Source organism: Mesorhizobium sp. WSM4849 (assembly GCF_055811385.1).
Genome location: NZ_JBVVPW010000010.1, coordinates 124,500 through 142,571 on the forward strand (window position 1 = coordinate 124,500; position 18,072 = coordinate 142,571).

At 62.3% G+C, this 18,072-nt stretch carries 18 protein-coding genes; 5 read left to right on the plus strand and 13 right to left on the minus strand.

Annotated elements, in window-relative coordinates:
- Window positions 1-6 precede the first annotated feature (6 nt).
- A complete protein-coding gene (locus tag AC0L3L_RS13470) occupies window positions 7-879 on the minus strand; it encodes a phosphoribulokinase (protein WP_473485486.1) in 873 nt (290 codons plus the stop codon).
- A gap of 5 nt (window positions 880-884) precedes the next feature.
- Window positions 885-1,931, minus strand: a complete 1,047-nt coding sequence (locus tag AC0L3L_RS13475; RefSeq protein ID WP_258122936.1) for a class 1 fructose-bisphosphatase — start codon at window positions 1,929-1,931, stop codon at window positions 885-887.
- 123 nt (window positions 1,932-2,054) lie between these two features.
- Here AC0L3L_RS13475 and AC0L3L_RS13480 point away from each other — a divergent pair, with 123 nt between their 5' ends.
- The gene (locus AC0L3L_RS13480) at window positions 2,055-3,011 is read left to right on the plus strand and encodes a LysR family transcriptional regulator (protein ID WP_473526825.1); all 957 of its coding nucleotides are present in this window, start codon (window positions 2,055-2,057) and stop codon (window positions 3,009-3,011) included.
- Between the two features lie 41 nt (window positions 3,012-3,052).
- Here AC0L3L_RS13480 and AC0L3L_RS13485 read toward each other — a convergent pair whose 3' ends face one another.
- The 5 genes from AC0L3L_RS13485 to AC0L3L_RS13505 all read right to left on the minus strand — a co-directional run bounded on the left by AC0L3L_RS13485 (window position 3,053) and on the right by AC0L3L_RS13505 (window position 9,396).
- Complete coding sequence (locus AC0L3L_RS13485; protein ID WP_473485488.1) at window positions 3,053-3,667, minus strand: TetR/AcrR family transcriptional regulator; 615 nt, start codon at window positions 3,665-3,667, stop codon at window positions 3,053-3,055.
- A gap of 142 nt (window positions 3,668-3,809) precedes the next feature.
- Window positions 3,810-6,920 carry an efflux RND transporter permease subunit gene (locus AC0L3L_RS13490; RefSeq protein ID WP_473638003.1) on the minus strand — a complete coding sequence of 1,037 codons (3,111 nt, stop codon included), beginning with the start codon at window positions 6,918-6,920 and terminating at the stop codon, window positions 3,810-3,812.
- 2 nt (window positions 6,921-6,922) lie between these two features.
- Complete coding sequence (locus AC0L3L_RS13495; protein ID WP_473638004.1) at window positions 6,923-7,987, minus strand: efflux RND transporter periplasmic adaptor subunit; 1,065 nt, start codon at window positions 7,985-7,987, stop codon at window positions 6,923-6,925.
- A gap of 79 nt (window positions 7,988-8,066) precedes the next feature.
- Window positions 8,067-8,492 (minus strand): hypothetical protein, encoded by a 426-nt coding sequence (locus AC0L3L_RS13500; protein ID WP_473637926.1) that lies wholly within the window; start codon window positions 8,490-8,492, stop codon window positions 8,067-8,069.
- 445 nt (window positions 8,493-8,937) lie between these two features.
- Window positions 8,938-9,396 (minus strand): nuclear transport factor 2 family protein, encoded by a 459-nt coding sequence (locus tag AC0L3L_RS13505; RefSeq protein WP_473485490.1) that lies wholly within the window; start codon window positions 9,394-9,396, stop codon window positions 8,938-8,940.
- Window positions 9,397-9,520: 124 nt separating this feature from the next.
- Between AC0L3L_RS13505 and AC0L3L_RS13510 the strand changes: the two genes are divergently transcribed.
- From AC0L3L_RS13510 to AC0L3L_RS13525, 4 genes are all read left to right on the plus strand, one after another.
- Window positions 9,521-10,099, plus strand: coding sequence for a TetR/AcrR family transcriptional regulator (locus AC0L3L_RS13510; RefSeq protein WP_473637927.1), 579 nt, complete (start codon window positions 9,521-9,523; stop codon window positions 10,097-10,099).
- Between the two features lie 47 nt (window positions 10,100-10,146).
- The gene (fabF, locus tag AC0L3L_RS13515) at window positions 10,147-11,451 is read left to right on the plus strand and encodes a beta-ketoacyl-ACP synthase II (protein ID WP_473485492.1); all 1,305 of its coding nucleotides are present in this window, start codon (window positions 10,147-10,149) and stop codon (window positions 11,449-11,451) included.
- A 69-nt stretch (window positions 11,452-11,520) separates the two neighbouring features.
- Complete coding sequence (locus AC0L3L_RS13520; protein ID WP_473485493.1) at window positions 11,521-12,333, plus strand: oxidoreductase; 813 nt, start codon at window positions 11,521-11,523, stop codon at window positions 12,331-12,333.
- A gap of 269 nt (window positions 12,334-12,602) precedes the next feature.
- On the plus strand, window positions 12,603-12,803 hold the full coding sequence (locus tag AC0L3L_RS13525; protein ID WP_095518885.1) for a hypothetical protein: 201 nt from the start codon (window positions 12,603-12,605) through the stop codon (window positions 12,801-12,803).
- A gap of 27 nt (window positions 12,804-12,830) precedes the next feature.
- Here AC0L3L_RS13525 and AC0L3L_RS13530 read toward each other — a convergent pair whose 3' ends face one another.
- The 6 genes from AC0L3L_RS13530 to AC0L3L_RS13555 all read right to left on the minus strand — a co-directional run bounded on the left by AC0L3L_RS13530 (window position 12,831) and on the right by AC0L3L_RS13555 (window position 18,015).
- On the minus strand, window positions 12,831-13,460 hold the full coding sequence (locus AC0L3L_RS13530; RefSeq protein ID WP_473485494.1) for a hypothetical protein: 630 nt from the start codon (window positions 13,458-13,460) through the stop codon (window positions 12,831-12,833).
- Window positions 13,460-14,290, minus strand: a complete 831-nt coding sequence (locus AC0L3L_RS13535; protein ID WP_292185303.1) for an ABC transporter permease — start codon at window positions 14,288-14,290, stop codon at window positions 13,460-13,462. The genes AC0L3L_RS13530 and AC0L3L_RS13535 overlap by 1 nt, the downstream gene beginning before the upstream one ends.
- Window positions 14,291-14,331: 41 nt before the next feature.
- Window positions 14,332-15,120: an ATP-binding cassette domain-containing protein gene (locus AC0L3L_RS13540; RefSeq protein ID WP_473485495.1), complete on the minus strand. Its 789-nt coding sequence runs from the start codon at window positions 15,118-15,120 to the stop codon at window positions 14,332-14,334.
- A gap of 100 nt (window positions 15,121-15,220) precedes the next feature.
- On the minus strand, window positions 15,221-15,676 hold the full coding sequence (locus AC0L3L_RS13545; RefSeq protein WP_473637928.1) for a cupredoxin domain-containing protein: 456 nt from the start codon (window positions 15,674-15,676) through the stop codon (window positions 15,221-15,223).
- A 95-nt stretch (window positions 15,677-15,771) separates the two neighbouring features.
- Window positions 15,772-16,698 carry a YVTN family beta-propeller repeat protein gene (locus AC0L3L_RS13550; RefSeq protein ID WP_473526999.1) on the minus strand — a complete coding sequence of 309 codons (927 nt, stop codon included), beginning with the start codon at window positions 16,696-16,698 and terminating at the stop codon, window positions 15,772-15,774.
- A 66-nt stretch (window positions 16,699-16,764) separates the two neighbouring features.
- The gene (locus AC0L3L_RS13555) at window positions 16,765-18,015 is read right to left on the minus strand and encodes an ABC transporter substrate-binding protein (protein WP_473637929.1); all 1,251 of its coding nucleotides are present in this window, start codon (window positions 18,013-18,015) and stop codon (window positions 16,765-16,767) included.
- Window positions 18,016-18,072 lie beyond the last annotated feature (57 nt).

Sequence of the window (18,072 nt, forward strand, 5' to 3'; positions counted from 1 at the left end):
TCCTCCTCACGACACACGGTTCTTGCGTTCGATCAATTGCAGGATGAGCGGCGTCAGGATCAGCTGCATGGCAAGATCGAGCTTGTTGCCTGGCACCACTATGGAATTCGGCCGCGACATGAACGAGTCGTGGATCATCGAAAGCAGGTAGGGGAAATCGATGCCGCGGGGATTGGCGAAGCGGATGACCAGCATCGATTCGTCGGGCGTCGGAATCCAGCGCGCGATGAACGGGTTGGACGTGTCGACGATCGGCACGCGCTGGAAGTTGATGGCGGTCTGCGAGAACTGCGGGACGATGTAGCGGACATAGTCCGGCATACGGCGCAGGATCACATCCATCACCGCCTCGGTGGAATAGCCGCGGGTTGCGCGGTCGCGATGGATCTTCTGGATCCATTCGAGATTGATGACCGGCACCACGCCGATCCTGAGGTCAGCGTGCCGGGCCAGGTTGATCTTGTCGGTGACGACGCAGCCATGCAGGCCCTCGTAGAACAGCAGGTCGCTCGGCGGGAATTCGCGCCATTCGGTAAATTGTCCCGGCGGCGTGCCGTACTGCTTCTCCTCGTCCTCGTCATGGATGTAGGTGCGGGTCTTCCCGGTTCCGCGGCGGCCATATTCCTCAAAAACCTCTTCGAGGATTGCGAGTTCGTTGGCCTCGGCATGGAAGTGGGTGAAGTTCGGATTGCCCGCCTTCTCCTCCTCGGCCACCTTTGTCTTCATCGTGGCGCGGTCGTAGCGGTGAAAGGCATCGCCCTCGATGAAGGCGGCGTCGATGTTCTCGCGCCGGAAGATCAGCTCGAAGATGCGCTTGACCGAGGTGGTGCCTGCGCCCGACGACCCGGTGATGGTGATGATGGGGTGCTTCGCCGACATGGTGCTCAGGCCCTGAACAGGCCGCGGCGGCTGAACAGCGGCGCACGCTCGCCGATCGCGCTGGGCTCGATGTGGTAGCGGGTGATGCGCGCGACTTCCCGCGCCGATCCGAACACCATGGGCACGCGCTGGTGCAGGCTCTCGGGTTCGATTTCGAGGATGCGGGTGATCGTGTCGGTAGCGGCGCCGGCGGCCTGTTCGATGAGAAAGGCGATCGGGTTGGCCTCGTAGACGAGGCGCAGCCGACCCTGGCGGTAACCCTTGCGCTTGTCGCCTGGATACAGGAATACACCGCCGCGCATCAGTATACGATAGCAGTCGGCGACCAGAGAGGCGATCCAGCGCATGTTGAAGTCCTTTCCGCGTGGGCCTTCGGTGCCTTCGAGGCAGTCGTCGATGTAGAGCCGCACCGCCTCGTCCCAATGCCGGTAGTTGGCGGCGTTGATGGCGAACTCCTGGGTACGCTGCGGGATGATCCGGCTTTCATAGGCCTGGACGAAGGTGCCGAGCCTGGTCGAGAGAACGAAGACATGCGTGCCGCTGCCGAGCGACAGAACCAGCGCCAGCTGCGGCCCATAGATGAAGAAACCGGCGCCCAACTGGTTCACCCCTGGCTGCAAAAAAGAGGCGGCCGGATTTTCGTCCGGCGCGCCAGTTGCAGGGAGGAGCGAGAAAATCGTTCCGATCGACACGTTGGTGTCGATGTTGGAAGAGCCGTCGAGCGGGTCGATGGCGATGGCGAGAGGCGCCTGCCTGTCGAGCAGGACCGGCTGCTCCAGTTCCTCGGAGGCGTAGAGCGCGACCGGAGCGTGGCGCATGGCGTCGAGGAAGATGTCGTCGGCGAAGATGTCGAGATCCTTCTGGATGTCGCCGTCGGCATTGGCGCCGCGGGTTCCGGCAAAGGCGGTGCCGAGCACCCCTTGATTGATGGTGTTGCGGATCTTGGTGGCGGCCTGCGTCAGCTGACGGACAGTCGCTACGACCGCAGAGCGCAGTTCGTCCGGCGGGCCGAGATAGGAATTCAGAAAAGCGTCGAGCGTTGCCGCTGGCATCGTAACCTCCCGATCCAGCCGCCTCTCCTCGGATCGGCCGGATAGGGGAATGAGAACAAACGAAGCGGGATAAGTAAAATTCAATAACTTTACTTTCGCACTAAAAAAAATTTAATATGACGCATGAGGAATCTCACGCTCAGGCAATTCAAGACCGTTCAGGCAATCGTCAGCCACGGAAAAATCGTCAGCGCGGCCAAAGTGTTGGGCCTGTCTCCTCCAGCGGTGACGATCCAGTTGCGGCAGGTCGAGGAGGAGTTTCAACTGGCCTTGTTCGACCGGACGTCGGACGGCATGCGTCCGACTGCCGCAGGGTTGGCCTTCGTCGAGACGGCGCAAGCCATCGAGGAGCGGCTTCGCCTGCTCGAAGACAAGATGGATGCGATCAAGGGCGTGCGTATCGGCAGCTTGCGGCTCGGCGTCGTTTCCACCGCCAAATATTTCGCGCCGCGGCTCATGGCCGGCTTCATGAAAGAACATCCCGACATCGACATGCGGCTCGCCATCGGCAACCGCGCCGAAACGATCGACAGTCTGAAGAACCACGACATCGACATCGCGCTGATGGGGCGCCCGGCGAAGGAAGTCCCGGTGCGTGCCTCGGTGTTCGGCGATCACCCGCTGGTCATCATCGCGCCGCCCGACCACCCGCTGGCGTCAGCGCGCGAGATATCCAAGGAGCGGATCGCCGAAGAGCATTTCCTCATCCGCGAGCCCGGCTCCGGTACACGCATCTCGCTGGAGATATTCCTGAGCGACGTGCCCGGGCGCATCGACGACCTCGGCGTCGAGATGGGCTCGAACGAGACGATCAAGCAGGCGGTGATGGCCGGGCTCGGCATCGCCTTCATCTCTGCCCACACCATCGCTGCAGAAACCGAAGCCGGCCGGCTGGTCATCCTCGACGTCGTCGGCATGCCGATCCGCCGGCAATGGTTTTCGGTGATGCGCAGCGATCACGCGATCTCGCCGGCGATGGCGACGTTCCACGATTTCCTGATGCGCAAGGGCGCGATGTATCTGCCGCTGTTCGGCAAGCTCTATCCGCACGAAGGACCGGACACTAGAGGTCGCGCCTGAATTGAGGGCGGAATGCCGCTGGCAGCCACCTACCAGGACGCCTAGTCCGATTTGCCGAGAGCTTTCAGGATAAAGCGAATCTGCGCGCGCAGGCCCTCTTCGGTGTCTTCGCCGTGTTGAACGCAGTGCTCGATCAGAATCGGGTGGAAGAACGGCGTGAACGCGGTGTTGACCGCACGCGCCGCTTCTGCCGGGTCCTCGACCTTGAGTTCGCCCGCCTCGGTCCCCTCGCGAATGATCGCCTCAAGGATTTTCAGCATTTGCTCGACATGCGCCTTAATGACCGCCCGATTCTCGTGCATGGCGGCGACGATCAAGTCGTGCATGCTTCTTTCCTTGATCAATTTCGTCTTGTTGTGCTGGTGAACGGCGGTCAGGAGCCGGTCGAGTTTCTCCAAGGCCGGCGCGTTGGTGCGTGCGATCGCAACGGCGATGTCCGCGACCTCGTTCACGACCAGCCTGCAGATGGACTCGTTGATTGCATCCCTGGAGGAAAAGAAACGGTAGACGTTCGCCCGGCTCATGCCGAGTTCGGAGGCGATGTCGGCTATCGACGTCTTATGGTAGCCGATGCGGCGAAAATGCTCCTCCGCCACCTCCAGGATGCGAGCGCGCACCTCGTCGGGATCCGTTTGCGTTCCGACCGGATGATTCATGGATGTCTCCAGAACTGATGATGGATCTGCTGGGCTCGCCCTGAACGATCATTTGCAAGCGGTAAGGTCGTGCGACTGGCCCTGCGTATGTTCAGGCAAAGCCAGCGGCGAAATCTTGATCCGCCTGCTCGACAACAGGGCCCTATTCAGCAGCAATTGCCGTGTGCATTTCCAGTTCCTCCGCCGCGCCCTCACGGACCTCGTCAGCAGTCGGCCTGATGCCGAACCACGCGGCATAGAGCGCGGGAAGGAAGAGCAGGATCAGCACCGTGCCGACCGCCGTGCCGCCGATCAGCGTATAGGCCATCGATCCCCAGAAGACGGAGTGCGTGAGCGGGATGAAGGCCAGCACGGCGGCGAGTGCCGTCAGGATCACGGGCCTCGTGCGTTGCACCGTGGCCTCGATCACGGCGTGATAGTCGTCAAGGCCGGCAGCACGGTTCTCCTTGATCTGTTCGGTCAGGATCAGCGTGTTGCGCATCAGGATGCCGGCCAGTCCTATCATGCCCAGAATGGCATTGAATCCGAAGGGCTGGTTGAAGGTGAGCAGCATCGGCACGACGCCGACGAGGCCAAGTGGCGCCGTCAGCATCACCATGGCCATCGTCGAGAAGGATCGCACCTGCAGCATGATAACAATCAGCATGGCGGCTATCATTGCCGGAAAGACTTTAGCCAGCGCGGTGTTGGCCTTTTCGGCCTCCTCGATCGATCCGCCCAATTCGATGCGATAGCTGGCCGGAAGGGATGCAATCAGCGGCTGAAGGGCCTTCACGATCTCCTTGGAAACCTCTGGAGGCTGAGTCGCTTCGTTGACATCCGAGCGGATCGTGATGACAGGCGTGCGATCGCGGCGCTTCAGGATCGGCTCTTCCAGACGGATTTCCGAATGGCCGATCTGGTCGAGCGGAATCGGGCGACCGTCCCGGCTCATCAGTGAGAAATCCGCCAAACGTGTCGGATCCAGCCGCTCGCCGCCGGCGCTGCGTGCGACGATGGGGACGTTGCGGATGTCCTCGCGAACCTGCGTAACGGGGATGCCGGTGAGCAAGAACTGGAGTTGCTGGCCCACCTCCGCCGGCGACAGGCCGATCAGGTTCAGTCGATCCTGATCCGGGACGAAGCGGAGCACGGGTGTGCGATTGCCCCAATCGCGGTTGGCCTGACGCACGTCCGGGACGCCCCGCATGATGTCGAGCGCCTTCTCGGATATACTGTAGAGTTGCACGGGATCGGGTCCGATAATCCGGAACTCGACCGGGAATGGCGTGTAGGGGCCGAACACGAGTTGCGTGACGCGGACATTGGCCTCGGGTGCAAGCCCCTCTGCCACCGCCTCGCGGAGGCGGTGCTTCAACACCTCACGCGCCTCGGCGTCCTGGGTCAGCACGACGATCTTGGCGAAGGCAGGATCAGGCAGTTCCGGCGCCATTGCGAAAAAGAAGCGGGGTGCGCCCTGACCGACATAGCTCGTGACGATCTTAGCCTCGGCTTGGTCGTCCAGCCAGCCTTCGAGCTTCTCGACCGTAGCGGTCGTCGTCTCGATGCTGGTGCCTTCAGGCAGGCGAACCTCCACCAGCACTTCGGGGCGGTCGGATGTCGGGAAGAACTGCTGTTTGAGAGAGCCCATGCCGACAACGGAAAGCACAAAGGCGATGCCCACGACACCGCTGATTATGAACTTGTGGCGCACGGCGAAGGTGATGAGCCGCCGCAAGCGCCGATAATTGGGTGTGTCGTAGATCGCGTGGTGACCGCCTTCGACCGGTTTGATCGCGGGCAGCATCTTGACGCCGAGGTAAGGTGTGAAGACCACCGCTACGATCCAGGAGACGATGAGGGCGAACCCTACGACCCAAAAGATGTTGCCGGCGTATTCGCCGGCCGTCGAGCGCGCGAAGCCCACCGGCAGGAAGCCGGCGATCGTCACCAGCGTTCCGGACAGCATCGGCGCCGCAGTGTGGCTCCACGCATAGGCCGCCGCCTTGGTGCGGTCCATGCCTTCTTCCATCTTCACCACCATCACCTCGATGGCAATGATGGCGTCGTCCACGAGAAGACCGAGCGCCAGGATGAGGGCGCCGAGCGTGATGCGGTCGAAGAACCGGCCGGTCTCCAGCATGATGAGGAACACGACGGCAAGCGTCAGAGGGACGGCAGCCGCCACGACGATGCCGACGCGCCAGCCGAGGCTCAACAGGCTCACCAAGAGCACCACACCGAGCGCCATCGCAAACTTCATCATGAATTCGTCGACCGCAGAGGTGATGTTGACGGCCTGGTCAGTGACCTTGTCGAGCGTCATCCCAAGTGGCAGTGTCTGTGCGATAGCTGCTGTCCTGTCCTCCAGCGCCTTGCCGAGCGCGAGACCATCCCAGCCCTCCTGCATGACAGCCGCGAGCATGATGGTGGGCTCACCCTGACGTCGGATGAGGTAGGTAGGAGGATCTTCATAGCCGCGCCGGACTTCGGCGATATCGGAGAGCTTTAGCGTCCGCCCCGCAGCGGCAATCGGCGTGTCGGCGATCGCCTGAACGCTGTCATAAGCGCCGTCGACCCGGATGAAGACCCGCGGCCCCTGGGTGTCGATCGAGCCTGCCGGCGTGAGGGTGTTCTGCCGCTGCAAGGCGGCGACGATGTCCTGTGCCGACACGCCGAGGGTAGCCAGCTTGGCGTAGGAAAATTCGACGAATATCTGTTCGGGACGTTCACCAAGGATGTTGATCTTCTTGACGCCGGGCACGTGCAGGAGGTCCTGGCGGATCGCCTCGGCCTGTCTCGCCAACTCACGCATCGGCATGCCCTTGGCCTTCAGCGCATAAAGGGCGAAGCTTACATCCGAATATTCGTCGTTGACGAAGGGGCCGAAGACGCCGGACGGCAGGTTGCGGGCTTCATCCCCGAGCTTCTTACGAGCCTGGTAGAACTCCTCCTGGACGACAGATGGCGGTGTGCTGTCCTTCAGCGTGACCGTCATATACGCGTAACCTGGCCGTGTGGTCGTCTCGACCCGATCGTACCAGGTCATCTCCTGAAGCCGCTTCTCCAACGGTTCGGCGACGAGGTCCTGCATCTCGCGCGCCGTTGCGCCCGGCCATGCCGTCGTGACCGTCAGGGTCTTGATGGTGAAGTTGGGGTCCTCCGCCCGCCCGAGCATGACGAAAGCGTAGGCGCCGGCGGCCACCAGCAGGAGGATGAAGAACAGGGTAACGGCGCGTTCGCGAACTGCGATCGCGGAGAGATTTAGGTTCATCATCAGTTGCCCCCGCTTTCGGACGCAGTCCTGACGCGAGCGCCCTCCTGCAGGAGATGAGCGCCGAGCGAAACAATCGGATCGCTGGAGTTCAGTCCGGAGACCACAGCGGTTTCGCTGGTCACACGAACAAGCTTGACGGGCTGAAACTGTACGGTCGAGGTGGCGCTGTCCAGGACCCAAACACCAGTCTTCTCGCCGTCATCGAGCACGGCTCCCAGCGGCACCTGGACTTCGCGCTGGCGTGCCTGGCTTGCAAGCCGAATGGTTACCGTCGCGCCAAGCAGTGCTGCCGCGGCCTCACCGTCGAGCACATAACGGGCCTCATAGGTACGGGTCTGGGCATCGGCGGAGTTCGATAATTGCCGGAGATGTGCCGTATAACGACGCCCATCGCCGCCATACACGCTGGCCTCGGCCGCCGACCCAATCGCCGGCCGGATTGTTTCGGGAAGCGCGACCACCGCTTCGCGGGAGCCGGCCTTGGCGATCCGGACCACTTTCTGGCCGGCGGAGACGACCTGCCCCGGCTCGCCAAGCGTTTCGACCACCGTTCCATCCGCGTCCGCCAGCAGGACCGCGTAGATCGCTTCGTTCTCGGCGACCCGTGCTTCGGCTTCGGCGGCGGCGAGTTGCGCCTCGGCCGTATCCACCGCGGCCTTCGCCTGCTCGTAGCGCTGTCGGGGGACCCATCCATCCTTGAGCAAACTGGCGTATCGCCGTTCATCCGGTTCCGTCTGAACGACTGTTGCGCGCGCTGCGGCAACGGCGTTGCGCTTCGCCGTGAGCGCGAGGCGAAGGTCGGTGTCGTCGATGCGCATCAGTGGCTGACCAGCTTTGACCTCCTGACCCACATCCACGAGTCGCTCCACGATCTTGCCGGGGACCCGAAAGCCGAGATCGCTCTGCACCCTCGCGCCGATAATACCGGTGAACCCGCGTTCGGATCCTTTCACCGGCGCTGCCGTCACCAGTCTGACGATCGGCGGTTCCTGCCTCGGGTCGCCTACGGCGGAGGCTCCCTGCGTAGGAATGGCAAGTGTGGCGAATGCCGCCGCTCCTGACATCGCGATCAGCACGCCCCCCAGCACAACAGCGGGTCTCTTTTTCACGTTCGTCGCCTCTCAAAAAGATTGCGTTTGACCTTTACATCGGCCCGACGGACGCGAGTTCTCGGCCAGCAGCACGCAGGCTGCCGTCTGCAAGGCGGGTCAGTGCATTGGCATCGGCTCGCAAGTGCACGTCGGTCTCGGACGACACCGTCACCTGCTCGCCGGACCTCGAGAACGCGTAGAGCGGGCCGCGGTGGCCCGGCATCGAAAAGGCCACGGAGTCGCCGTCGGCGAGGCCCATGACGACGCGCTGCGGATCGCCGCCGATCTTCGGCGCGAAGGTGGCGGTGACCTCCAGGAGGTCGCCCTCGACCGGGACGTAATAGACGACCATGTCGAGGTGTCCCTCGTGCAGGCTGCCGGCTTCGATCGGGCGTCCTATGGTGGCTTCCTCGGCAAACGCCGGGGCGGCAAGAAACAGCGCGGCCAAAACCGAGGCGCTCAGGGTTCTGCGGATCATCTCGTATCTCCTTCTTTTTAGATTGCGTTCGAACTCTATATCGAAGATAGATTACGAATGCAATCTAAAAAAAGAGAAAAAGTGATGATGCGTGTGAGTCGCTTGCAGAAAACCGCGAAACGGCGATCAATGCGGCAGGCCGGCTTTTTCGGTAGCGCGGCTTGGACGGCATCGGCCTTAAAGGACTTTGATGGCGGCTGCCCGAACTCACCCAGGGCGCGTTTTCAACCAGTTCGCATCCGATCTGGCGGCGCAGGCGTCCAGGCGGGCGATGGAGAACGCCACCCGCCGGCGGTCTCGCGGGCCGTCAACGACGAGCGGCTGTCGAACGGTTCCTGCAAGCGGCGGCCGGGAGCGCGCTGATGGGGTCGTCTGCGGGCGATGCCCGGCATGGCCACGGGTAGCGTACCCGCGGTTACGCTGCGGGCCGCTGACTGCGCTTCTGCTAGCCTACAATTGGTTCGGCGGCAGCTTCTTCGAGGCCAGTTGCGGCCTGGGCGGCAAGACCGCGGGCCGCAGCTTGTGAATCGTAGAATTCCTCAAGGGCATAGACCTTGCCCCACCGCAGGGTGAACACGTGGAGACCACTGTTGACGTAGGAGGCGTCGCCGTTGAGCAGCGTTGCGGTGCCGTCCCACTGGGCAAACACGGTGGTATGCCACGGCCAGCCCTTCACCCAGACGTGATTGACCGTGAGATGGAGATTGGGCAGGACGCGGCCGAGGCGCTCAAACCAGCGGCGCACGGCTTGCTTGTCGTGGCGCTCACCACCAAGCGCGTGGGAGCCGGAAACGCGGTGATGGACATGCGGCACGAGTGCTTTCACCGCCTCATCCCAGCGATGGTTGTTGACGTGGTCGAAGCTCTGCCGGATCGATTTCTCGACAACATAACTGTATAGCATTTGACCTCTCCTCCAAATTTGTTCGATGGCTTGACCAAGGGACCGGCGCGTAGCCAAATTGGATTGCGTTCGAACTCTATACCTGCTATAGATGTCGAACGCAAGCTAATTCAAGGAGGTCGACATGCGTGTGAGTCGCATTCAGGCGGCGGAAAACCGCGAAACAGTGATCAATGTGGCAAGCCGGCTTTTTCGGGAGCGCGGCTTTGACGGCATCGGCCTAAAGGACCTGATGCAGGCTGCCGGGCTGACCCAAGGCGCGTTTTACAAGCAGTTCGCATCCAAAGACGATCTGGCGGCGCAGGCATCCAGGCGGGCGATGGAGAGCGCCACGCTGCGGTGGTCGGCCGCGACTGCGGCAAAATCCGAGGATCCGCTTGGCGCGGTGATCGCATTCTACCTCAGTATGGACCATCGCGGAGAAAAGATGGACGGCTGCCCGATTGTCGCGCTCGGTTCGGATGCCGCCAGACAGGGCAGCGACGTGAAAGCGTCGTTCGAAGCCGGGATCAAGGAGCATCTCGAAATCCTCGGCCGTTTCATTGCCGAGGCCAATGGTGAGGAGCCCGATAGAAAGGCCATGGCCATTCTCTCGACGATGGTCGGTGCACTGACGCTATCGCGCGTCGTCAACGACGCGGACCTCGCCCAGGCCTTTCTGGACGCGGCGACCGAACAGGTCCGCGAAGCAGCCGCCGCTTGAACGGCGTGCGCAGCGCTGGCGGCGCACCCAAATTGATAGGAAAATAGATGCGACGGATTGTTGTTACAGGCATGGGAGCAGTCACGCCCCTTGCAGCCGATGTCGACGCGTCGTGGTCGCGGCTCCTGGCCGGTCGCTCCGGCATCCGCAGGCTTCCGGACGATGTGGTGGGAGAGCTGCCGGCGAAGATCGGCGGGGTGGTTCCCTCGCTGGAAGACGATCCGGATGCTGGTTTCGATCCGGATGCCGTTCTGGCGCCAAAAGACCAGCGCAAGGTAGACCGGTTCATCCTCTTCGGGCTCGCCGCTGCACAAGAGGCCCTCGCGCAAGCAGGGTGGGCGCCCGTCTCTGAAGCGGATCGCCTGCGCACGGCCACGATCATCGCGTCCGGCATCGGCGGGTTCCCCGCCATAACCGAGGCGGTGCGCACGGTCGACCAGCGCGGCGTCCGCCGCCTGTCGCCGTTTACGGTGCCGTCCTTCCTGGTAAACCTCGCGGCGGGCCACATCTCGATCCGCCATGGCTTCAAGGGGCCACTCGGCGCGCCGGTGACGGCGTGCGCGGCCGGCATCCAGGCGATCGGCGATGCGGCCCGCCTCATCCGCGCCAACGAGGCCGATATCGCCGTGTGCGGCGGAACCGAAGCCTGCATGAACATCGTCAGTCTCGGTGGTTTTGCTGCCGCACGCTCTCTTTCAACCGGCTTCAATTGGGCGCCGGCTCAGGCGTCACGGCCTTTCGACGTGTCGCGGGACGGCTTCGTCATGGGCGAAGGAGCCGGCGTGCTGGTCATCGAGGCGTTGAGCCACGCGCTGGCGCGCGGCGCGAAACCGCTCGCCGAGCTCGTCGGCTACGGCACGACGGCAGATGCGCATCACGTCACCTCCGGTCCCGAGGATGGCGACGGGGCGCGCCGAGCCATGCAGATCGCAATTGCCCAAGCCGGTATTTCGCCGCGTGAGGTTGGCCACCTCAATGCGCACGCGACCTCCACGCCGGTCGGTGATCTCGGGGAAATCGCGGCGATCAAAACACTCTTCGGCGCAGATTCCACCATCGCCGTCAGCGCAACGAAATCGGCGACCGGACACCTGCTCGGAGCCGCCGGCGGGCTTGGAGCCATCTTCGCCATGCTGGCGCTCAGGGATCAGGTGGCGCCGCCAACTCTCAATCTGAGCGCGCCGGATCCGGCCGGTGACGGCATCGACTTCGTCGCAAACCAAGCCCGGCCGATGGCAATGGACTACGCGATCGCCAACGGCTTCGGCTTTGGCGGCGTCAACGCCAGCGCGCTGTTCAGGCGCTGGACGGACGAGTTGGCCGGTGCGAACGCCAGAGGCGCTCATAACTGACTCCGACCTTTTCGTGCTTCTTCCATGCCAATCCAAAATCAGTCCAACCCAAAGAAAGAAATGATTTCCATGAACAAGACCAATCCTGGCGTCGCCCTGGTGACGGGGGCGTCTTCCGGCATCGGACGCGCGACGGCCATAGCTTTGCAAAGCGCCGGTTTCCGCGTGTTCGGCACCAGCCGTCGCGCAGCCAAAAACTCCGACGGCCTAACCATGCTGGCCAGTGACGTGACCGATGACGCGTCCGTGGCGAAACTGGTCGATGACGTTCTGGCCGAGACCGGGCGCATCGACCTGCTCGTCAACAATGCCGGTATGGGTCTGTTTGGTGGCGCGGAAGAGTCCTCAATGGTCCAGGCTCAGGCACTGTTCGATGTGAACGTCTTCGGCGTGCTCCGCGTGACCAACGCGGTCCTGCCGATAATGCGCCGTCAAGGCAAGGGTAGAATTGTCAATTTGAGTTCGGTGCAGGGGTTCATTCCAGCTCCCTATTTCGCGCTTTATGCGTCGACCAAACATGCCATCGAAGGCTATTCCGAATCGCTCGACCATGAACTGCGCCCGTTCGGGATTCGCGTTGCCTTGGTCGAACCCGCCTATACCCGCACGTCCTTCGAGGATAATCTCGCCAAGCCGGACCAGTTGCTTGATATCTATGACGCTGCGCGCGCTGGCATGAACGCAGTCGTGCGGAAAGCAATGGAAAAAGGCGATTCGCCCGAAGTGGTAGCCAAGACGGTTTTGGCGGCTGCGACCGATCGCGCTCCGAAGAGGCGCTATGCGGCGGGAAAAATGGCGCGCCAGGTCAGTTTCCTGCGCCGTTTCGTCCCCGCATCGGCATTCGACAAAAGCCTGCGAAAGCAGAACGGGTTGCCGGTCTGACGACATCGACGACACCCCGTGATGATCGGAATGATCGGGGCTGGAAACATTGGCGCCACGTTGGCGCGGCGCAGCCTGACGCGATTGCTCTGGAAAACGCCCGGCGGTCGTTGGAGTTAGATAAGCGACATGTTATGTTGCAGTGCGAAAGAGCGGGGGCACGTGCTTTCACACCCGTAAGCGATCTGTATGTGCGACCCCTGCAGACTGGTCGGTATCACTGAAACCTCCCGGGCATGGGGTTCGGGATTCGATGGGGACAAGGGGTAATGCTTTACACGCTGGTTATGATGGTCTGCCTGACGGATGTGCCGCAGACCTGTGAACAACGCGAACAGATGGTGGACGGCCTGGCAATGAATCCCGGGACCGCCTTCATGCAGGCGCAGCCGCTGGTAGCCCAGTGGATCGAGACGCATCCCGGTTATTTCGTGCAGCGCTGGCGCGTGCTGCCCGGCCGGGGATCGTGAGATCCGCCGCGAAGAGCAAATGAGGTTTTACTTCTTCGCGGCGAGCGTTTCCGAGACGACTTTGGACAATTGATAAAGCCGCTGCTCGATGATCGTCGGCACGTCACAGACGTAAGTCAGTGATTGGACGCGTTCGTTGAAAATTCGCGTTGCGAATTTCAGCTGTTCGGTTCGCCGTTCGATCTCGTCTGGATCTGCATCGGGCTTTGCTCGCAACGCATCGACGTCGGACGCTTCCTTGCGCAACGCGGCGGCCATTTCGAGCTGCTTGTGAGCGTAACGGGAAATGCCTGAGATCACGTGAGAACGCTCGGCGTCCATGTGATCGAACATGCCCTGCACCAGCATCGCCATCTTCGGCGCAAGCTGCTCGGCCGGCAGCGAGGCGGCGAAATCCTTGATCTTCTTTTGGGCTTCGGCAATCGGTATCCGCCGGGCTGCCACCTCCTCGACCAGGGCGGAGATACCGGGGTCTTTCGACAAGTCCTTCGCCGCTGGCGGCAGCTCCGGCCCGTTCCAGATCTGGCCGAGCGAGAGTTGCGGCACCTTGCGCTGTATGCAAGGCCAGTCCGGATCGGTGTTCGCAGCCATGGCGTTCACGCCCGGCGCGAGCATGGCAACCACAGCCAGGCTGCGAACAAGGCTCATTCGTGCCATCAGGCATTTCCTCCCGTGTCCTGTTTGCGGGTCATCAGGCCGCGCGAAGGGTCATAGGCGATGATTGCGGCGGCAAGGAACAGCAGCGTGCAGCCGGCGACGACGCCCAGCGACAGCCAGTTAATCTGGCCGTAGAAGGCGAAGCGGATCAGTTCGACGGCATAGGTGAACGGGTTGGCGAGGCAGATTTTGTAAAGCAGCGGGCTCGCCTCCTGGATGCGCCACAAAGGATAGAGCGCCGGCGAAGCGAAATAGCCGGGAAAGATGACGAAGTTCATGATGCCGGCGAAATTTTCGAGCTGCTTGATCATCGACGACAAAAGCATGCCGAGCGCGCAAAGCATCATGCCCGACAGGAACAGCGCCGGCAGAACCATGAGATAGCCGATCGGCGGCGCCTTGACGCCCCAGAACCAGGCAACGATCAGGAACGCGTAGACTTGCGCGATCGATACGGAGACGCCGGCGAGCATCTTCGACACCAGCAGGAACCAGCGCGGGAAGGGGCTGACCAAAAGGGTGCGCATGTTGCCCATCTCGCGGTCATAAACCATCGACAACGAAGACTGCATGCCCGAGAACAGCAGGATCATGCCGCACAAACCCGGCGTGATGTAGACCTCGTAGAGGACATAGGTCTTGTAGGGCGGGATGATCGACACGCCGAGCACCTGCCGGAATCCGGCGGCAAAAATGAACAGCCAGATGAGCGGCCGAACCAGCGAGGATATGAAGCGCTCGCGCTGGTGCAGGAAGCGCAGGCACTCCCGCAGGACGACGCCCTTGAGGCAAATGAGATAGTGGCGCAGGCCGAATTTTTCGAACTTCATCGGCACGATGCCGGCGACTTTTTCGGGGATTGCGGGAGCGCTCATGGCGATATCTCCGCGATGCCGGCGGCCTCGATGCGGCTGAGCCTCGAAAAGGCGTCGCGGATCGAACCGGCGCCGCTCGTCCTGACGACGTCGGCCACCTTGCCGTTGGCGACCAGTTCGCCCTGCCGCAGCACGACGACATGGTCGCCGTCTTCAACCTCATCGATCAGATGCGTCGCCCACAGCACGCCGATGCCCTCGGTTTCGACGAGCTTGCGGATGGTGGCGAGAATGCCGGCGCGCGACTGGATGTCGAGACCGACCGTCGCCTCGTCGAGCAGCAGCAGGGACGGGCGGTGGAGCAGCGCCCTGGCGATCTCGATGCGCCGCATCTGGCCGCCGGAAAGGCTGCGTGCCTTGTCATGCTGCCGGTCCTGCATGTCGACCATATCGAGCAGCGCGGCAATGCGCTGCCGGGCCTCACGTCCTCCGATGCCATGCAGCGCGGCGTGGTAGGAGAGGTTCTGGTGGACGCTGAGATCGAGGTCGAGCGTGCGTGCCTGGAACACGATACCGACACGCCTGAGCGCTTCGCCCGAAGCGCGGCTGACGTCATGGCCGAAGATGCGGATCGACCCGCGGCGCGTGTCGTAAAGATGGCTGATCAGCGAGAACAGGGTTGTCTTGCCAGCGCCGTTGAGGCCGAGAAGAACGGTGAAGGTCGCCGGCGCGATCGAGAATGAGACGTCGTTGAGCGCCCGCTTCGAACCATAGGAATGGCTGACGCCGGCGACATCGAGCGCCGCCACCTCATCTCCTGGTCCGCTTGTCCTCACATGCTGCACGCCGGCTGGCTCCTTGTCGTCGACGATAATCTAGCGCACCTGGCGCACCAGGAGTCTAGCGCACCGGGCCCGATCGCGAAGGTCTCGCTTTCCGGTGATCCTACTTGATCGTGATCGTGCCCTTCATGCCCCTGTCGGCGAGGTCGGGCACCGACCATGTGTAGATGCCGGGCCTCACGGTGGTGAACTGTACCTGGATGGTGCCGTCGGCGTCGAATTCGAGCCATGCAGGTGCGCCGTTCATGTGCACCTCGAGGTCGTTGATGACGATCTGGTTGTTCCACACATTGCGGAACAGGTCGGTATGGAATTTGTACTCCAGCCTGCCCGCCGCGGTGATCTTCCAGCGATAGCCCTGGCCGGCGATCAGCTGAAAATCCTTCTGGTTGGCGGTGAACTGGTCTTGCTTTGTGCCGAGGATAAGTTCCGGCACGTCCTTGCTGGCCCGGGTTGCCTTCTCGGCTTCGGGGCTGGCATCGTTTTTGGTGGCCGCACCGGCGGCTGCGTCATCGTCATCGCCGTCCTGCGCCCAGACCTGGCCCTGCGTGAGTGCCATACCCACCAATGCAGCGAATGCGACTACCCGAAATTTCCGCATGATTTCCTGCCCTTCTGCTGTTTTTCTGGCTGTGTTGATTCAATTGGGCTGGTTCAATTGGGCGAGACGACGACGCCCCACGGCAACGCGCCGACGGTCACCGACTGCACCGGCTCGTCGGTCTCCACGTCGATGAAGGTGATGTCGTTCGACACGCCGTTGGTCGAGATGATGGTTTTCTGGTCCGGGGTGAAGGCGAGCTGCCAGACGCGTTGGCCGACCAGCACGTATTTCTCGACCTCGTATGTCTGCGTGTTGATTACCGCGACGCGGTTGGCCGGTCCGAGCGCCACATAGGCTTTCTTGCCGTCGGCGGTGATGCGCACGCCGACCGGCTGGATGGATTCGGCCCTCAGGCCTGATATCTCGAAGGTGATCTTCTGGACAACTTCGCGCGTTTGATTGTCGATCACCGAAACAGTGCCGCCGATCTCGGCACTCACCCAGGCCTGCTTGCCGTCGGGGGTGAACTCGACGAAGCGCGGACGCGTATCCACCAGCACGTTGTCGGTGATCTCGTGGGTCGTCGTATCGATGAAATGCGCCATGTTTGTCGTTTCCGACGTATTGACCATGGTCTTTCCGTCCGGGCTGACGCCCATGCCTTCCGGTTCGACGCCGACCGGAATCTCAGACAGCACCTTCTTACTCTCTATGTCGATGACGGTGACTAGATTGTCGTCCTCATTGGCGACATAGAGTGTCTTGCCGTCAGGCGAGAGCACGAAGAGCTCCGGGTCAGGCCCGGAGGGCAAGGTATCGACGATCTCCAGGGTTGCCGTGTCGATCACCTCGATCGAATCGTCGTCGCTGGCGCAGAGATAAATGTGCTTGCCGTCATGCGAGATGGTGATGCCGCGCGGACGCTGCCCGACGTTGACGGTCTTCACCACCTGCATCGTCGCGGTGTCGACGACGCTCATCGTGTTGTCCTTTTCGTTGGAAACATAAGCCATGTAGGCCGACGCCGGGCCGGCCATGAAGCCGGTCGCGAGAATGGCGAGTGCGCAAGCTCGTCTCTGCACCGAAATTCCTCCCAATTGGTTCTACTCAAGCACGCATTTTGTTTCCGGCTCATCGACCCCGAGCGTATCGAGCTCCGACACCTGGTGCAAAAAACCTTCCTGCGGCGATGTCGAGACGACCGACCTGTTGTCGCCGATGAAGATCGGCTGCCGCAACTGCTGGTTCCACTTGCGGAAAGTCAGTTTCTGCCCCTTGAAGGCGGCGATCGAAAAATCGTCTGAGCGGATGAAGTCGGCCATCTTGCGCGGGTCGGCGCCCTGCGTGCGGGTCGCCGCCTCGCCGAGAATGCGCACCGCGGTCCACGCCGCCATGTCCTTCGACATCATGCGGCGGCCGTTTGCCTTGGCGAAGCGGTTCTGGATCTGGGTGCCGCCCCATTGCTCGCTGGCCGGATGCCAGGCCGACGGGGTGAGGCCGGCGGTGCCCGCGACCGGCCGCGGAGTCCAGGTGCGGAACGGAACATAGGTGCCGAACACCTCGCTTTCATCGGCGACCAGCAACACATCGTGCTCCGGCAGGTCCTGGGTGAAGACAGGCATCTGCCGCTGGATCTGGACGACGCCGGAATCGGTCCGCCGTGCCGTGCCGGTATCCTCGAACAGCTTTTCGCCGACGATCTCGCCGCCGAAGCGCGTCGCCGCCCGGCGCAGCGCCTCGGCAAAAAGCTGGTCGCGCTCGTGCGAGCCGTAGATCAGCACCCAGCGCCGCCATTGCTTCCAGATGAGATATTGCGCCAGCCCGTCGGCCAGCATGCTGCGCGTCGGGATGGTGTGGAAGATGTTGGCGCGGCATTCCTCTTCGCGGAGACTGTCGTCGGTGGCGCCGGCATTGAAGATCAAAACGCCGTCGTCGCGGGCAAGATCGGCGATCGACAGCAATTGCCTGGCCGAGACGTCTGCGACCACATAGCGGTCGCCTCTGGCGATCATTTCCTGGAAGGCCGCAACGACATCCGCGTCCGGCTTTACCTCGGTCACGTCGAGGCTGAATTTCTGGCCGAGGAAGCTGCCGGTCGTGTTGTTGTCGGCAATCGCCACATTGCCGCCGGCAACGCCTTCATCGCGCGGCGGGACGTCGAGCACCGACAAGGCCAGCTGCGGCGCATAAGCGCGCAAATAGCCTATCTTGATTTCGGTCAGCTTTTTTTCAGGCTTGGCCGTTGCAGCCGGTTGCCCGCCCGTCGCCTCCTGGGCTGGCGCGCGCGGAACGTTGACGGTCAGGGAAAAAAAGCACAAAAAGGCCGCGAGAGTGCCCGGCACCGCGCTTGTCATCGATAAAAATTACCCATCTTGCGCTAAAGTCCGATTGTTGTCGGAGCGGCGCGAAGT

Bases quoted from the DNA above. Each gene is read 5' to 3' on its own strand.
- AC0L3L_RS13505 (WP_473485490.1), bottom strand. From the start codon at position 9,396: ATGCTATACAGTTATGTTGTCGAGAAATCGATCCGGCAGAGCTTCGAC.
- AC0L3L_RS13545 (WP_473637928.1), bottom strand. From the start codon at position 15,676: ATGGCACTCACGCAGGGCCAGGTCTGGGCGCAGGACGGCGATGACGAT.
- AC0L3L_RS13550 (WP_473526999.1), bottom strand. From the start codon at position 16,698: ATGGCCGGCCCGGCGTCGGCCTACATGGCTTATGTTTCCAACGAAAAG.
- AC0L3L_RS13500 (WP_473637926.1), bottom strand. From the start codon at position 8,492: ATGATCCGCAGAACCCTGAGCGCCTCGGTTTTGGCCGCGCTGTTTCTT.
- AC0L3L_RS13530 (WP_473485494.1), bottom strand. From the start codon at position 13,460: ATGGCACGAATGAGCCTTGTTCGCAGCCTGGCTGTGGTTGCCATGCTC.
- fabF (WP_473485492.1), top strand. From the start codon at position 10,147: ATGCGACGGATTGTTGTTACAGGCATGGGAGCAGTCACGCCCCTTGCA.
- AC0L3L_RS13510 (WP_473637927.1), top strand. From the start codon at position 9,521: ATGCGTGTGAGTCGCATTCAGGCGGCGGAAAACCGCGAAACAGTGATC.
- AC0L3L_RS13520 (WP_473485493.1), top strand. From the start codon at position 11,521: ATGAACAAGACCAATCCTGGCGTCGCCCTGGTGACGGGGGCGTCTTCC.
- AC0L3L_RS13495 (WP_473638004.1), bottom strand. From the start codon at position 7,987: ATGTCAGGAGCGGCGGCATTCGCCACACTTGCCATTCCTACGCAGGGA.
- AC0L3L_RS13535 (WP_292185303.1), bottom strand. From the start codon at position 14,290: ATGAAGTTCGAAAAATTCGGCCTGCGCCACTATCTCATTTGCCTCAAG.
- AC0L3L_RS13480 (WP_473526825.1), top strand. From the start codon at position 2,055: ATGAGGAATCTCACGCTCAGGCAATTCAAGACCGTTCAGGCAATCGTC.
- AC0L3L_RS13470 (WP_473485486.1), bottom strand. From the start codon at position 879: ATGTCGGCGAAGCACCCCATCATCACCATCACCGGGTCGTCGGGCGCA.
- AC0L3L_RS13555 (WP_473637929.1), bottom strand. From the start codon at position 18,015: ATGACAAGCGCGGTGCCGGGCACTCTCGCGGCCTTTTTGTGCTTTTTT.
- AC0L3L_RS13475 (WP_258122936.1), bottom strand. From the start codon at position 1,931: ATGCCAGCGGCAACGCTCGACGCTTTTCTGAATTCCTATCTCGGCCCG.
- AC0L3L_RS13490 (WP_473638003.1), bottom strand. From the start codon at position 6,920: ATGAACCTAAATCTCTCCGCGATCGCAGTTCGCGAACGCGCCGTTACC.
- AC0L3L_RS13525 (WP_095518885.1), top strand. From the start codon at position 12,603: ATGCTTTACACGCTGGTTATGATGGTCTGCCTGACGGATGTGCCGCAG.
- AC0L3L_RS13485 (WP_473485488.1), bottom strand. From the start codon at position 3,667: ATGAATCATCCGGTCGGAACGCAAACGGATCCCGACGAGGTGCGCGCT.